The organism is Providencia sp. 2023EL-00965 (assembly GCF_033550225.1).
Taxonomy (GTDB): domain Bacteria; phylum Pseudomonadota; class Gammaproteobacteria; order Enterobacterales; family Enterobacteriaceae; genus Providencia; species Providencia manganoxydans.
In genome coordinates this window covers 254,573-270,617 of record NZ_JAWUEH010000003.1, presented here as the reverse complement: position 1 = coordinate 270,617, position 16,045 = coordinate 254,573, and the positions used below count along the sequence as shown (strand labels likewise).

The following is a 16,045-nucleotide window of genomic DNA, read 5'->3' as shown; positions in this document are numbered from 1 at the left end:
AAAAGCCAAGGTACAGTATGACCTTGGCCTTCTAAGAGAAGATTAAACGTTATACCGTAAATGGGTATTTAATCGCTTCATGACATTGATAACCTTCAAGAGAAAAATCATCGGTGGTTACCCATGTTTCCAGATCTTCTAACGTTTTAATTTGAGGGTTTATCGTTAATGATGGTAAAGCAAAAGGCTCGCGTTTTAACTGAACATCGCGCATCAGTGGTAATTGGTTTTCATAAATATGTGCATTCACAATTTTATGATACGCCTTACCCGGTTGATGACCCGTAATCCGCGCCATCAAAGCGAGTAACACGAAACATTGTACTTGGTTAAAATTCAATCCAAGTGGTACATCGCAACTACGTTGATAGGAGGTTAAGTGCAGAGTATCACCGAGCAGTGAAAAAGTATGAGTATGCATACAAGGCCGTAAGCATCCCATTTCAAATTCACCTGGATTATAAAACGTAATGATTTCAGCGCGGTCATCAATACCATTTTTTAAGTTATTAACCACTTTTTTAAGCTGATCGAGATGCGTACCATCAGGCCGCTGCCATGAGCGCCCTTGGACACCATAAACGCGCCCCATATCATCTTCACCTTTACGGTGTGGGTTATTCAGCCAAGCTTGATTGTCATTCGCATTTGCATTCCATGTATTACAGCCGATTTCACGGAATTGAGCTGCATTATCATAACCGCGTAGGTAACCCAGTAGCTCTGCTATTGCAGCTTTGTAAAAACTTTTTCGGGTGGTGATTAATGGAAATTGGTTATTTGCCACATCATATTCAAGATCTGCATTAATGACGGTTAAGCAGCGCACGCCTGTACGCTTATTTTCAATCCATTGGCCTTCATTGATGATACGTTGGCATAATTCTAAATACTGCTTCATAGTCATTCTCTTGCGCTATAAGCGGCAGCAGTATCAAACATTCACCACTGCCACCTTATTATGTTCATTTACTTACTTGGCTGTGCTTTATTATCCGGTTTATGAGCAGGGATATTTTTACCATATTTATAGGCCCACATAATCATTAGAATACCAATAATAATCATAGGGATAGATAGTATTTGGCCCATGCTAATACCACCAAATAAACCGAGTTGAGCATCAGGTTGTCTAAAGAACTCAACAATAATTCGGAATGCGCCATAACCAATCAGGAACAGGCCGGAAACGCTGCCCATTGGGCGCGGTTTACGCACAAATAAATTGAGGATCAGGAACAATACAATTCCTTCTAAAAACATCTCATAAAGCTGCGATGGATGACGCGGAAGTACGCCATATTGCTCTAGCGTAGGCAATAACGACGGATCTTGTGCTGCAAGTTGAATGTCTTCACTACGTGAATGAGGGAATAAAAATGCCCATGGTGTATCTAATGTTACACGCCCCCATAGCTCACCATTAATAAAGTTACCAATGCGCCCCATACCTAGGCCAAAAGGAATTAGCGGAGCAACAAAATCAGAGACTTGTAAGAAGCGGCGGCGAGTACGATGAGCAAACCATACCATCGCACAGATCACACCAATCAAGCCGCCATGGAAGGACATTCCTCCATCCCAAACCTTAAATAAATAAAGTGGATCATCAAGAAAGACTGGAAGGTTATAGAAGAAAACGTAACCCAATCGTCCTCCTACAAAAACACCTACAAAGCCAATATAGAGTAAATTCTCAACTTCATTTTTTGTCCAACCACTATTCGGTTTGCTTGCGCGGCGGCCCGCTAGCCATAAAGCAAAAACAAACCCTACAAGATACATGAAGCCATACCAGTGCAGTGATACTGGCCCAATTGAGAACATTACGGGATCAATTTCCGGAAATGCTAAGTAGCTGTTACTCATCGTTCCCCACTTTATTTGTTAATCAAAAATCATTTAGGTTACTGACGAAGTGGGATAAAAGCGTGGTTTCCCCGTTTCATATCATCAGCCGAAAATCAGGCAATGGATTTTCTTTGCTTATCACACAAACCTTAACCGCAGTTAACAAATAGAATAGTTTATTAACTGTCAGATTGCGCATAATAACATAGCTCATGCGAAGAGAAAGTAAGACTGATTAGATCCCACCCCGAACAAAGCCACCAAGCCCATTTTTTTCCAAAAATAAGCTAATTATTTGCCGGATATTATTGCTCGTTTCCGCCGCTAAGATTTCGGGAACCAATTGTTCAACTTTACCCGCATGTAGGCCACGGATCAGGTATTTCACTCGAGGAACACTTCTTCCACTCATGCTTAAAGACCGGTAGCCAAGGGCTATTAGCGCCATTACCCCTAGAGGTTGTCCTGCCATTTCACCACATACGCTTACAGGTAAACCGAGGCGATCACACTCTTCATTAACTTTAGCCAAAAATCTCAGCATTGATGGGTGTAAATTATCGTAAATAGCGGCAACATGGGTATTATTTCGATCAACGGCTAACAAGTACTGAGTTAAATCATTGGTACCAATTGAAATAAAATCTATACGTTTTTTTAATTCAGGAAGGAGGAACAGCAAAGAAGGAACTTCAAACATTACCCCGATTTTCGGCATTACCAGCGTTTTGCCTGTAGCCAAACTCACCTCTTCATTTGCGCGCTTAATTAATCTGAGCGCTTCATCCACCTCATTAATACTGGTGATCATCGGCAATAAGATGCGTAGATTTTGCGTCTCAATATTCGCATGTAGCATGGCTCTAAGTTGGATCAAGAAAATTTCAGGCTGGTCTAACATTACACGGATCCCGCGCCAACCTAGGCAGGGATTTTCTTCACTAATAGGCATATAAGGCAATTGCTTATCAGCACCAATATCTAATGTTCTCAGCACGACAGGTTTATCAATAAATAGCTGTAGTATCTCTTGATATAACTGTTTTTGTTCATCTTCCGATGGAAAGCCATTATGTAGCATAAAAGGCAGTTCTGTGCGATATAGTCCCACACCATCTACAGCCACATTAATTTGTTGCTCATAGCGAGGACTTAATCCTGCGTTAAGATGAATGTGAACAGGTTCACCATTTTTCAAAGTAACGTCTTGCTCTAACGCTCCTTCAGCTAGCTGACTGAGAACATTTTCCTCAGCAATGATTTGCTTATACTCTTGGGCGATTATGTTTTCAGGTTCAATGAATACTTCACCACGATAACCATCGAGGATCAAAAAACGATTATGGAGCAATGAAGGGTCAATATCTGCCCCCATAATGGCGGGGATCCCCATCGCTCTAATTAAAATCGCTGAATGTGAGTGTGTTGCACCATCACGTACTATCACGCCAACAAGCTGCTCAAGAGGCATGTCTGCCAAGACGCTAGCACTTAGCTCATCGGCAACTAAAATAAAATGCTCAGGCCACTGATCAACCGATGTCAAACTATCATCTAAATGAAATAATAAACGTTGTCCCAAAGCACGGAGATCGGCACCTCTCTCTCTCAAATACAAATCATGTAAACGAGAAAATTGTTCTACATAATCCTCTATGACCGTTTTAACGGCCCATTCAGCCACGGCTCCTTGTTCAATAGCATCAAATAATCGTTTTTTTAATTGTGGGTCATGAAGCAAATGATTATAGAGGTCGAAAATTGCTGCGCTTTCTTTCTGCGAGTTAGCAATAAAACGCTTACTAAGACGTCGGCATTCTGAAGCAGCATTTTCAATCGCTGCGATAAGGCGCTGTTTTTCTATGTTTTGGTCGAGTGCCGTCGCTTCACAAATACTTTCAAAGGAGGGCTGTGAACTATCCTGCCACCCATAAGCCATCACGATGCCTTGAGAAACAGGAAGTGCTTTCAGACGACTTTGTCGATACTGGCCAAAAATCCCCTTCGCTTGAGCTTGAGACAATATAACCGCCAGTTGCATTGACAATGTCACCATAAACGACTCTTCGGTTTCATTGAAGAAACGACGTTCATGTTGTTGAACCACCAATACACCCAATAGTTGACGACGGTAAACAATCGGCACACCGAGAAAAGCTTTTAACCGGTCTTCTTTGAGTTGAGGGAGATATTTAAATTCAGGATGCTCGCGGATATCGGCGAGGTTGAGCATTTCAGATTGGCGGCCAACAGCACCAACAACCCCTTCATCAAATCCAAGACGAATAGCAATCCCGCTAGGTTTTTTCAACCCGCGGGTTGCCATTAAGTAGTAACACTGACGTGAATGATCAGCTAAGTAAATTGAACAAACATCAGTTTGCATCGCATTACATGTTTCGTTTACTAAAACTTCCAACGCTTCAGTTAAACTTGTCGCCATCGCGACTTTTTCAACAATCTCACGTAGACGCGTCAACATGATCTTACCTTGCCCCGCGCCTACGGTGATTAAACGCAGGTCTTTGTGCCGTTTTTTGTTCCTGTAGAGGCATCACAACAGGTGCAAACTCTTTCATTACTCGGCGATATACTTCTCGTTTGAAAGACACCACTTGCCTTACGGGATACCAATAACTCACCCATCGCCAGCCGTCAAACTCTGGCGATTTACTGCGCTGAACGTTTATATCGGCTTCATTGCATTGCAGCTGTAGTAAAAACCAACGCTGTTTCTGCCCGATACAAACAGGTTTTGTGTCCCAACGCACCAAACGCTTGGGTAATTTGTAACGCAGCCAATTGCGCGTTGAAGCTAACAACCTAACATCTTTACGTTGTAGGCCTACTTCCTCGTACAACTCTCGGTACATAGCCTGTTCTGGCGATTCACCGGGGTTAATTCCCCCTTGTGGAAACTGCCATGAATGTTGACCATAGCGGCGAGCCCATAAAACCTGCCCTTGCCGATTACAAATTACAATTCCTACATTCGGGCGGTAGCCATCATCATCGATCACCAGACTACCTCAATAACCAAATTTGAAAGATGGCTAATTGTTTCACACATACCCTAACTGGTAAACCTATATCAATAGAGTTTGCAGATATGCGTAAAGACACTACAATAGCGACTGTCTCAACGGGGTGCCGAAATTATTATGCTCAGAGTATGACGAGTATAGGCTGAGAACTCACCCGTAGAACCTGATCCGGGCAATACCGGCGTAGGGATTTGAGCTATCATCCATGTTTATCGCCATGGTGCCCTCTCAAATCCTGTGTAGCTTTTACTCTAACGCAGGAATAAAAATGTTTAAAAAATCATTCTTTAGCGCATTAATTACCTTAACGGCCGTTAGCTTTACTCATCTTGCTTGGGCAGAAAAGCCAACACTGACTGTTTACACTTATGATTCTTTTGCTGCTGAATGGGGTCCAGGCCCACAAATTAAACAGAATTTCGAAGCGCAATGTGACTGTGAACTAAAATTGGTTTCACTGGGTGATGGTGTTGCCTTACTTAACCGTCTGCGTATGGAAGGGAAAAAAAGTAAGGCCGATGTCGTACTAGGGCTCGATAATAACCTCATTGATTCTGCTGAAAGTACGGGGCTATTCGCTCCTGCCGATATCAATACGCAAGCCATGAAGCTGCCAATCGAATGGAATAATGCAACTTTTATCCCTTATGACTATGGCTATTTTGCTTTTATCTACGACACAAGTAAGATCACAACGCCCCCAAAAAGCATGAATGAGCTATTAAATAGCGACCAACCGTGGAAAATCATTTATCAAGACCCAAGAACCAGTACTCCAGGGCTTGGCCTCCTATTGTGGATTGAAAAACTTTATGGTGACCAATCTGCGGATGCTTGGAAAAAAATGGCGAATAAAACGTTAACTGTGACTAAAGGTTGGAGTGAAGCATATGGCTTATTTTTAAAAGGCGAAGGGGATTTTGTTCTTAGCTACACCTCCTCTCCGGGCTATCAAATGTTAAACGATAACAAAGACAACTATGCAGCCGCTTTGTTTGAGGAAGGACATTATATGCAGGTGGAAGTTGCAGCACGATTAAAAAACAGCAATCAACCTGAGCTCGCCAAACAGTTTTTACAATTTATGTTAACCCCTGATTTCCAAAGTACCTTACCAACGACTAACTGGATGTATCCTGTGATCGATACACCACTTCCAGAGGTGTATAACTCACTACCTATCCCTCAAAAATCGTTACAATTTAGTGCGAAAGAAGTTGCTGAACACCGTCAGGCATGGGTTCGTCTATGGCAATCCGCTGTCAGTCGATAATGAATAAATCACTGATCCCGGGGGCATTAGCCTCCGGTTTGCTAATCACAGTTGCATTGCTTGCTTTTGGTGCGTTGTGTGTTTTTTCACCTGAAATATCCATCAGCGATGTAATCAGTGATAGCTACTTATGGCATGTCATTGGCTTTACTTTTTGGCAGGCTTTTTTATCTGCTGTATTCTCAGTTTTACCCACTATTCTACTGGCTCGGGCGCTATTTCGGCGGCGTTTTGTTGGACGAACATTATTATTACGTCTTTGCGCCATGACCTTGGTATTACCCGTTTTAGTGGCAGTATTTGGCATTTTATCTGTTTATGGTAAAACGGGTTGGCTGGCTCAGCTGTATCATTTGCTTGGATTAGAATATCAGTTCACTCCCTATGGTCTCAAAGGTATATTGCTTGCACACATATTTTTTAATATGCCATTAGCAACACGCATGCTTTTACAATCGCTAGAAAATATTTCTATTGAACAACGACAAATTGCAGCTCAGTTAGGATTTAATGAGTGGCAGCAATTTCGCATTTTAGAGTGGCCTTATTTACGTCGGCAAATGCTACCAACCGCATCACTGATTTTTATGTTGTGTTTTGCAAGCTTTGCAACCGTGTTGGCTTTAGGCGGTGGCCCAGCGGCTACGACGATAGAATTAGCCATTTATCAGGCTCTCAACTATGATTTTGATCTCGGTAGAGCTGCCATTTTAGCCTTGATCCAACTCTTTTTCTGTGTCGGTTTAATGTTCTTCAGCCAAAAAATCAATAGCTTATTTTCAATTGGTCACAGCCAACATAATCATTGGTACGATCCGGCTGATAACTATTTTCGCCGTATCCGTGATGCCATCATTATCAGCGCAGCTGTATTACTCTTAATTCCACCTTTACTGGCTATTATTTTAGATGGCCTAAATGGACGCTTATTTGAGGTACTCAGTCAATCTGCATTGTGGCAAGCCGCTTCCACTTCGCTATTTATTGCTATTTGCGCAGGTACATTATGTGTATTCCTCACGATGATGCTGTTATGGAGTAGCCGTGAATTACGCTTACGTAGAGCGATTAAACTAGGGCAAGCGATGGAATTGAGTGGATTGCTCATTTTAGCTATGCCCGGTATCGTGCTTGCGACTGGCTTTTTTATTCTGTTTAATGAAACAATCGGTATTCCAGAATCCCCTTATGCATTAGTGATCATGACCAACGCATTACTTGCGATTCCTTATGCATTAAAAGTACTCGAAAACCCAATGCGAGATCTGGCAGAACGCTATAACCCACTGTGCCACTCACTCGCCATCAGTGGGCTAAATCGGCTGCGGATCATTGAATTAAAAGCATTGAAGAAACCACTCGCCCAAGCTCTTGCTTTTGCTTGTGTGATTTCCATTGGTGATTTTGGCGTAGTCGCTTTATTTGGTAATGACGACTTCCGCACGCTGCCTTATTACCTTTACCAGCAAATTGGTGCCTATCGAACCAATGATGGAGCCGTCACTGCGATGGTGCTTCTTTTATTATGTTTTGGCTTATTCAGCCTACTTGAGCGCATATCAGGAAAACAGCATGATTAAATTAAATAAACTGGATTATCAGTATGACAACCTAAACATGCGATTTGATTTTGCTATTCAGGCAGGTGAACGCGTTGCCGTTATGGGACCAAGCGGCGCAGGAAAAAGTACTTTGCTCAGTTTAATCAGCGGTTTCCAATTTGCCAGAAGTGGCTCTATTTATTTAAATGAAACTGATCATACCTTTACCCCTCCCGCGAAACGCCCTGTATCAATGCTATTTCAGGAAAACAACCTATTCACTCATTTAACCGTTAGGCAAAATATTGGGTTAGGTTTGCATCCAGGCTTACGCTTAACTAATTCACAAATGCAGCAAGTTGAATTGATCGCAGCTCAAGTTAGCCTTTATGAATTTCTTGATAGGCTCCCAGCTCAGCTCTCAGGAGGACAACGACAACGTGCAGCTTTAGCGCGCTGCTTGATCCGCCAGCAGCCTATTTTACTACTTGATGAGCCTTTTTCTGCTCTCGATCCGGCTTTACGCAATGAAATGCTATTACTGCTTGATGACATTTGCCAAACAAAAAACATCACCTTAGTGATGGTATCTCATAACATTGAAGATGCCTTACAAATAGCACCGAGAACACTGGTAATTGCTGATGGCACTATAGCCTACGACGGTAGTACTCAGGAATTATTACGGGGAGATAGCCTCGCTGCTGAGTTACTTGGCATCACAAAAAATACTGTATAAATTCCCACCTCTGTCGTATAGTAGGTTCGTTGATTTTTATGCGAGCCAGCTATGCCCCAATTTATGTCCCCCGCTGAAAAAGGCTTCATTATTAGCCGCCATTGGAGAGATACTCGCCAAGGCGTTGAAGTCAGTTATTGGCTGATCACAGATAATGGCCCACGTAAAGTCACTGTTCCCTATCAACAAGCCGTTGCGTTTATCCCTCAATCGTTATTACCAAAAGTCAAACATTTACTTGATGGGCAAGCTAATATGGCTTATCGGCCTATTGAGTTAAGAGATTTTCAACGTGAAAAAGTTTATGCGATTTATAGCCCACAATATCGACAGCTCCAGAATTTAGATAAAAATTGCCTAGAGTTGGGTATCTCATTACTTGAAACTGATATTCGCCCATGTGAACGTTATCTTATGGAGCGCTTTATTACTGCGCCCGTTTGGTTTTCACGTAATCAACAAGGGGAATATCTACTCAAACCATGTGAAAATTATCGTCCAACGATTAAAGCGGTCTCTTTAGATATCGAAACTAGCCAACATGGCGAATTATATTCAATAGGCTTATCTGGCTGTGGTGATGATGTCGTATTTATGTTGGGGCCTGAGCAAGGGCCAGCGCTCACCGATGCGCATCGTTTAATTTATGTCAGTAGTCGACCACAATTGCTGGATAAACTTAATCAATGGATACAGCAATATGATCCCGATGCAATTATTGGTTGGAATTTGATCCAGTTCGACTTAAATGTGCTACAGAAACATGCGGAGCGTTATGGCATACCTCTATTATTTGGTCGCCAAGGTAAAAAATTAGAATGGCGTGAACATGGTTTCAAACAAGGGGTATTTTTCGCGTCTGCCGAAGGTCGTTTGATTATTGATGGCATTGATGCGTTAAAAGCCGCCACGTGGAATTTCCCTTCTTTTAGCCTTGAAGCTGTTGCCCAAACTTTATTAGGTGAAGGCAAAGCCATTGATAGCCCTTATGATCGCATGGATGAGATCAATCTCCGCTTTCAATACGATAAACCCGCACTTGCTCATTACAATATTCAGGACTGTATTTTAGTCCATCGCATTTTTGAAAAAACCGATTTGATGGCTTTCCTGCAAGAGCGTGCTACCGTAACGGGGCTAGTTGTCGATCGCATGGGAGGCTCAGTCGCGGCGTTTTCACACTTATATATACCTCGGTTACATCGTTTAGGTTTTGTCGCTCCAAACCTTACAGAGCAAAAATTACAGCATAACCCAGGTGGTTTTGTAATGGATTCGCAACCCGGTTTATATGACTCTGTACTGGTGCTCGACTATAAAAGTTTGTATCCCTCAATTATTCGCACATTTTTAATTGATCCCGCAGGGATGATCGAAGGACTAGCCCACCCGGAAAAACAACACTCTGTTTCAGGTTTTCGCAATGCATGGTTTTCGCGCACAGTGCACTGCTTGCCAGATATTGTCAGCCATATCTGGCAAGGCCGTGATAAAGCCAAAAAAGAAAATAATGCCCCGCTCTCGCAGGCATTAAAAATTATTATGAACGCTTTTGCTGGTGTACTGGGGGCTGAAGGGTGCCGCTTTTTTGATCCTCGTCTTACTGCATCAATTACGATGCGTGGTCATGAAATCATGAAAATCACTAAAGAGCTGATTGAGTCTCAAGGTTATCAAGTGATTTATGGCGATACCGATTCAACATTTGTGTGGCTAAAAGAAGCGCACAGTGAGGAACAAGCTCAAAAAATTGGCTTCGAACTACGTGATTATGTGAATAATTGGTGGAAACAGCATTTACAAGACGAATGGCAACTAGAAGGTGTGTTAGAACTCGAATTTGAAACCCACTATCGGCGTTTTTTAATGCCAACAATCCGTGGTTCAGAATCTGGCAGTAAAAAGCGCTATGCAGGGCTCAGCGGTGAAAAAATGGTATTTCGCGGCTTAGAAACTATCCGCTCTGATTGGACACCACTTGCACAGTACTTTCAAAAAGAGCTGTATACACGAATTTTTCATCGTCAACCATACCGTGAATTTATTCGTGAATATGTCCAATCCATTCGTAACGGTGAATATGACGACCGCCTTGTTTATCGTAAACGCTTACGCCGTAAGCTATCGGACTATCAACGCAATGTGCCCCCACATGTCAGAGCCGCTCGCCAAGCAGATGAGTACAATTTAAAGCAACAGCGCCCTCAGCAGTATCAAAATGGCGGTTGGATAAGCTATATCATCACACTTGCAGGGCCCGAGCCACTAGAGATTATTACCGAAACTCCGGATTACGAACATTATATTTTGAAACAAATAAAGCCAATTGCTGATGCTATTTTACCTTTTTTACAAGAAGATTTTGATACGCTGTTAACTGGGCAAATTACTTTATTATTTTGATAATGATGATCAACTAGGCTTAAATTTTGTGCGATTTTTTGCTACAATAGTGAGTTGCGAGTCAGGTGTTATAATAAACAGTGATTGGATTTATCTATTGTTGATATCAAAGAAAACAACATATTCGATGATCCTACAAAAATAATAGAATTCCTTATGTGTTGTTGTTTTTTTAACAGGTGACGATAAGCCTCGCTTGAATTAATATATCGCCCCTTTGATATCTCGCACTTCTTTACTGCACAAAATCTGCGGGATACTGAGTAATCGTTGTCACTCCGGCAACGACAAAAATTAACACTCTTATTTTCCAACACAGGGTGAAGGCAATGAAATGATTTGCCTGCAACAGTCTAAAAATAAACTATCAAAATTATGGAACTGAGTTAAACCTATGCCATTTACTCTTGGTCAGCGCTGGATCAGCGATACAGAAAGCGAACTCGGATTAGGCGCCGTTGTGGCTATTGATGCCCGAATGGTGACTTTACTTTTTCCCGCCAGTGGTGAAAACCGACTTTACTCACGCAATGATGCCCCCATCACCCGTGTGATGTTTAACGAAGGTGATACCATTACAAGCCATGAAGGCTGGCAGCTACAAGTCGAGAGCGTTAATGAAGATAACGGATTACTCACTTATTGTGGTACGCGCCTCGATACACAAGAGCAGGATGTTAATCTGAGAGAGGTCTTTCTCGATAGCAAACTAACCTTCAATAAGCCACAAGATCGCTTATTTGCCGGTCAAATTGACCGCATGGATCGCTTTGCACTACGTTATCGCGCACGTAAATTCCAAAGCGAACAAGTCAAGCATCAGGCAACAGGTTTACGAGGCATTCGTGCTAGTTTAATTCCTCACCAATTGCACATTGCCAACGAAGTCGGCAAGCGTCATCACCCTCGGGTGCTACTGGCGGATGAGGTCGGTTTAGGAAAAACTATCGAAGCAGGTATGATTATCCATCAACAACTGATGGCGGGTCGTGCGGAGCGCGTATTAATCATTGTTCCTGAAAGCTTACAGCATCAATGGCTCGTTGAAATGCTACGCCGCTTTAATTTGCGTTTCTCACTGTTTGACGATAGTCGCTACAGCGAAGCACTACACGATAGCGACAATCCATTTGAAACTGAGCAACTGGTACTGTGCTCTTTAGATTTTGTTCGCCGCAACAAACAACGTTTTGACCAACTCGTCGAAGCGGGTTGGGACATGATGGTTGTCGATGAGGCTCACCATTTACAATGGAGTGAAGCCGCCCCTAGCCGTGAATATCAAGTTATTGAAACCTTGGCTGAAAGTGTACCATCTGTTCTATTGTTAACCGCAACACCTGAACAACTTGGACAAGAAAGCCATTTTGCACGTTTGCGCCTACTTGATCCTAATCGTTTTCACGATTATCAAGAATTTCTTGATGAGCAATCAAACTACCGCCCTATTGCCGATGCAGTATCATTATTACTCTCGGGTAATAAACTGACTAACGACCAGCAAAACTTACTCAATGATTTGATTAAAGAACAGGATATTGAACCATTACTGAAAGCTGCAAATGTTGAAAGTGAAGATGGTATCGCTGCCCGTCAAGAGTTGATCAGTATGCTAATGGATAGGCACGGTACTAGCCGCCTACTATTTAGGAATACTCGTAATGGCGTTAAAGGCTTCCCACATCGTGAATTGCATTCACTGAAAATGCCTTTGCCAACCCAATACCAAACGGCAATTAAAGTCGCGGGTATTATGGGGACGAAAAAAGATCTCGAAACGCGTGCGAAAGAACTGCTTTATCCAGAGCAAATTTATCAAGAATTCGAAGGTGAAAACGCCACTTGGTGGAACTTTGATCCTCGTGTTGAGTGGCTTATGGGCTACTTAATGGCCAATCGTAACGAAAAAGTGTTGGTGATCTGCGCAAAAGCTGCGACTGCACTACAACTAGAGCAAGTACTGCGTGAACGTGAAGGGATCCGTGCGGCAGTATTCCATGAAGGTTTATCACTCTTAGAACGTGACCGTGCAGCAGCTTACTTCGCATCTCAAGAAGATGGCGCACAAGTACTACTTTGCTCTGAAATTGGTTCTGAAGGACGTAACTTCCAGTTTGCTAACCAGCTAGTTATGTTTGATTTACCGTTCAATCCGGACTTGCTAGAACAACGAATTGGTCGACTTGACCGTATTGGTCAAACACGCGATATCGTACTGAGCGTCCCTTACTTAGAACATACCGCACAAGCAGTACTATTGCGTTGGTATCATGAAGGTCTAGATGCTTTTGAGCATACTTGCCCAACCGGACGCACCATTTATGACAAATATTACCAACAGCTTCTGCAATATATGGCAGAGCCTACGGTAACGGATGGTTTTGAAGAGTTTTTGAAAACTTGTCGTGAAGAGCATGAAGCATTGAAAGCACAGCTTGAACAAGGTCGTGACCGACTGCTTGAAATGCACTCTAATGGTGGTGAATCAGGCGTTCAATTAGCTGAAACGATTGGCGCTGAAGATAACGATACAGAACTGGTCAACTTTGCACTCAACTTGTTTGATATTGTTGGTATTAATCAGGAAGATAAGAGCGATAACCTGCTTATTTTAACACCATCTGATCACATGTTAGTTCCTGATTTTCCAGGTCTACCCCAAGATGGCTGCACCATTACTTTCGATCGTGAGCAGGCGTTATCCCGTGAAGACACCCAATTCATTAGTTGGGAACACCCTATCATACGTAATGGTTTGGATTTAGTGTTATCAGGTGATACGGGTAGCTGTGCAGTTTCCTTGTTGAAAAATAAAGCATTACCCGTTGGTACCTTACTGACTGAATTGGTTTATGTTCTTGAGGCTCAAGCACCTAAGAACTTACAAATTAGTCGTTTCTTACCTGCAACCCCAATTCGTTTATTAATCGATTTGAAAGGTAATAATCTTTCTTCACAAGTTGAGTTCGAAAGCTTTAACCGTCAGCTTAATGCGATCAACCGTCATATGGCGAGCAAGCTAGTGAATGCAGTACAAAACGAAGTTCACTCAGTGCTAAAACTTTCTGAACCTATGGTACAGAAAGAAGCCGATATCTTGATTGCTAACGCTAAAGAAGCGGCAGATAAGGCACTCACGCTTGAATTATCACGATTAGAAGCACTGAAAGCAGTAAACCCAAATATTCGTGATGAAGAACTGGATGTGATCGAAGAAGAGCGCAAACAATTACTGACTAATATTGAGCAAGCAACATGGCGCCTTGATGCCATTCGCCTTGTGGTTGTCACTCACCAATAGTCAAACTGTTTTAATTGGCTTAAAATTGTTGTTTATTTCTCCCTCAATCGAGGGAGAATTTATTTTTCAGGAGCGCGATTTCTCATGATGGAACCCTACCATCCCCCAATTGACCCATGGTTACACATTCTATATCAAGATGAACACATCATCGCGGTCAATAAACCGAGTGGGTTACTGTCCGTTCCCGGCAAAGCACCTGAGCACCATGACAGCATTATGAGCCGCATACAACGCGATCATCCAAATGCTGAATCTGTGCATCGCTTAGATATGGCCACCAGTGGCGTAATGGTAGTCGCTCTTAACAAACCCGCAGAGCGTGAATTAAAGCGTCAATTTCGTGATAGAGAGCCTAAGAAGCACTATATTGCCCGCGTTTGGGGTCATTTAGAAAAATCAGAAGGATTGGTTGACTTACCACTTATCTGCGACTGGCCTAATCGCCCAAAACAGAAGGTCTGCTTCGAAACGGGTAAATCAGCACAAACAGAGTATCTGGTTTTGGAATATGAAGAGCAAGCTACCCGCGTCAAGCTATCTCCAATCACCGGCCGCTCACATCAATTACGCGTGCATATGTTAGCAATAGGCCATCCAATATTAGGAGATCGATTTTACGCTCACCAACAAGCACTAGCCCTCGCACCTCGCTTACAGCTACATGCTCAAGAGCTATACATCACTCACCCAGCCTACGGCACACCAATGCATTTTACTTGCCAGCCTGATTTTTAATCATTCAATTGAATAAAAAAGCCTGATCATAGTAGCATCAATACTATGGTCAGGTTTTTTGCTTTTTGCTTTTTGCTTTTTGCTTTTTGCTTTTTGCTTTTTGCTTTTTGCTTTTTGCTTTTCGCTTTTCGCTTTTTATCCAAGCATCACTCGAGTTTCCTCTAAATAGTTCATGCTGTAGCTAGGCGGCAAACGAAAGTTATCCCGATGAGCATACATAAGTATGTGATTCGGGTAACTGAGTGAAGCCAACAACGCTACGGCATGAAATATGACGAGGAAAAATTATTTGAAGCCGCGCTCGCGTTTAACTAGGTCATAAGCCGCTTGGATTGATTGGGCTTTTTGCTTCGCAATCTCCATCATTTCAGGCGGTAGCCCTTTAGCGATCAACTTATCGGGGTGGTGCTCACTCATAAGTTTGCGATAGGCCCGTTTAATCTTAGTGGGTTCATCATTAATTGAAACACCAAGTACTTTGCAAGCATCTTCAAGGGTTGGCCCACTTGATTGTTGGTAATAGCCACCCGATTGTTGCTGAGAATAACCTTGTCCAAATTGGCGACCACCTTGGATCATATCCAAGAATTGCTCAAATTGGCTTTTTGATATTCCTAATTCTTCGGCAATGATAAACAGGACTTTTCTTTCATTTGGATGTAAGTTGCCATCTGCAAATGCTGCCTGTAATTGAATTTCCAGAAACATCTGAATCAGGTCAAAACGGCCATAACACGCCATGCGTAATTGTTTAAGGACATCACGTAATGGGAAATCAGGTGCCTTCCCCTCTCTAAACGCTTGTTGAGCAGCTTTACGCGTTTCTCCGTGCAGTTGCATTCTATCCATCAAATTCGACGCTAACTGAATGTCTGTCTCGGTTACACGGCCTTTTGACTTGGTTAAATGCCCCAAAATTTGGAATGTACTAGCAAAAAATATCGCCTGACGATCACGTTTATTCATCCCACCGGCAAATTTGCGTTGAGCCGATGCTTTATCAAATCCATGGCCTAAAATTAAACCAATCAGTGCGCCCCAAAAGCCCAAACCAGAGACAATTGCCAGTACAACACCGATAATTTTACCCCAATAGTGCATATATCCCTCAATTCTTCAATGCTCAGAATGCAATTTTGCATTATCATACTACCC

General features: G+C 42.5%; 11 protein-coding genes and 1 riboswitch. Of the genes, 6 read left to right on the top strand and 5 right to left on the bottom strand.

The window, feature by feature from the left end; all coding sequences use genetic code 11:
* Positions 1-49: 49 nt before the first annotated feature.
* From SC428_RS06375 to rppH, 4 genes are all read right to left on the bottom strand, one after another.
* Positions 50-901, bottom strand: coding sequence for a thymidylate synthase (locus SC428_RS06375; RefSeq protein ID WP_140180435.1), 852 nt, complete (start codon positions 899-901; stop codon positions 50-52).
* A 68-nt stretch (positions 902-969) separates the two neighbouring features.
* Entirely contained in the window at positions 970-1,869 is a 900-nt protein-coding gene (lgt, locus tag SC428_RS06370) for a prolipoprotein diacylglyceryl transferase (protein ID WP_140180433.1), read from the bottom strand.
* A gap of 217 nt (positions 1,870-2,086) precedes the next feature.
* A complete protein-coding gene (gene ptsP / locus SC428_RS06365; protein WP_283126023.1) occupies positions 2,087-4,333 on the bottom strand; it encodes a phosphoenolpyruvate--protein phosphotransferase in 2,247 nt (748 codons plus the stop codon).
* Positions 4,334-4,337: 4 nt separating this feature from the next.
* Positions 4,338-4,871, bottom strand: a complete 534-nt coding sequence (gene rppH / locus SC428_RS06360; RefSeq protein ID WP_140180429.1) for an RNA pyrophosphohydrolase — start codon at positions 4,869-4,871, stop codon at positions 4,338-4,340.
* A gap of 113 nt (positions 4,872-4,984) precedes the next feature.
* A riboswitch (TPP riboswitch) is annotated at positions 4,985-5,103 on the top strand.
* Positions 5,104-5,163: 60 nt separating this feature from the next.
* On the opposite strand from rppH, the gene thiB reads away from it, so the two are divergent.
* The 6 genes from thiB (at position 5,164) to rluA (ending at position 14,890) form a co-directional block, all read left to right on the top strand.
* Entirely contained in the window at positions 5,164-6,168 is a 1,005-nt protein-coding gene (gene thiB, locus SC428_RS06355; protein ID WP_070928838.1) for a thiamine ABC transporter substrate binding subunit, read from the top strand.
* On the top strand, positions 6,144-7,748 hold the full coding sequence (gene thiP, locus SC428_RS06350) for a thiamine/thiamine pyrophosphate ABC transporter permease ThiP (protein WP_318706412.1): 1,605 nt from the start codon (positions 6,144-6,146) through the stop codon (positions 7,746-7,748). The genes thiB and thiP overlap by 25 nt, the downstream gene beginning before the upstream one ends.
* Positions 7,741-8,448: a thiamine ABC transporter ATP-binding protein ThiQ gene (gene thiQ / locus SC428_RS06345; RefSeq protein WP_318706410.1), complete on the top strand. Its 708-nt coding sequence runs from the start codon at positions 7,741-7,743 to the stop codon at positions 8,446-8,448. Before thiP ends, thiQ begins: the two co-directional genes overlap by 8 nt.
* A 51-nt stretch (positions 8,449-8,499) precedes the next feature.
* Positions 8,500-10,851 carry a DNA polymerase II gene (locus SC428_RS06340; protein ID WP_318706408.1) on the top strand — a complete coding sequence of 784 codons (2,352 nt, stop codon included), beginning with the start codon at positions 8,500-8,502 and terminating at the stop codon, positions 10,849-10,851.
* A 394-nt stretch (positions 10,852-11,245) separates the two neighbouring features.
* Positions 11,246-14,152: an RNA polymerase-associated protein RapA gene (rapA, locus tag SC428_RS06335; RefSeq protein WP_070928842.1), complete on the top strand. Its 2,907-nt coding sequence runs from the start codon at positions 11,246-11,248 to the stop codon at positions 14,150-14,152.
* 84 nt (positions 14,153-14,236) lie between these two features.
* Positions 14,237-14,890, top strand: a complete 654-nt coding sequence (gene rluA, locus SC428_RS06330; protein WP_070928843.1) for a bifunctional tRNA pseudouridine(32) synthase/23S rRNA pseudouridine(746) synthase RluA — start codon at positions 14,237-14,239, stop codon at positions 14,888-14,890.
* 285 nt (positions 14,891-15,175) lie between these two features.
* Here the strand turns inward: rluA and djlA are convergent, their stop codons facing one another.
* Positions 15,176-15,991 (bottom strand): co-chaperone DjlA, encoded by an 816-nt coding sequence (djlA, locus tag SC428_RS06325; RefSeq protein ID WP_070928844.1) that lies wholly within the window; start codon positions 15,989-15,991, stop codon positions 15,176-15,178.
* Between the last annotated feature and the right edge of the window lie 54 nt (positions 15,992-16,045).

What these genes read in the sequence shown, in the direction of transcription:
- SC428_RS06375 (WP_140180435.1), bottom strand. Translation starts at nt 901, where the DNA reads ATGAAGCAGTATTTAGAATTATGCCAACGTATCATCAATGAAGGCCAA.
- lgt (WP_140180433.1), bottom strand. Translation starts at nt 1,869, where the DNA reads ATGAGTAACAGCTACTTAGCATTTCCGGAAATTGATCCCGTAATGTTC.
- ptsP (WP_283126023.1), bottom strand. Translation starts at nt 4,333, where the DNA reads ATGTTGACGCGTCTACGTGAGATTGTTGAAAAAGTCGCGATGGCGACA.
- thiB (WP_070928838.1), top strand. Translation starts at nt 5,164, where the DNA reads ATGTTTAAAAAATCATTCTTTAGCGCATTAATTACCTTAACGGCCGTT.
- thiP (WP_318706412.1), top strand. Translation starts at nt 6,144, where the DNA reads ATGGCAATCCGCTGTCAGTCGATAATGAATAAATCACTGATCCCGGGG.
- thiQ (WP_318706410.1), top strand. Translation starts at nt 7,741, where the DNA reads ATGATTAAATTAAATAAACTGGATTATCAGTATGACAACCTAAACATG.
- SC428_RS06340 (WP_318706408.1), top strand. Translation starts at nt 8,500, where the DNA reads ATGCCCCAATTTATGTCCCCCGCTGAAAAAGGCTTCATTATTAGCCGC.
- rapA (WP_070928842.1), top strand. Translation starts at nt 11,246, where the DNA reads ATGCCATTTACTCTTGGTCAGCGCTGGATCAGCGATACAGAAAGCGAA.
- rluA (WP_070928843.1), top strand. Translation starts at nt 14,237, where the DNA reads ATGATGGAACCCTACCATCCCCCAATTGACCCATGGTTACACATTCTA.
- djlA (WP_070928844.1), bottom strand. Translation starts at nt 15,991, where the DNA reads ATGCACTATTGGGGTAAAATTATCGGTGTTGTACTGGCAATTGTCTCT.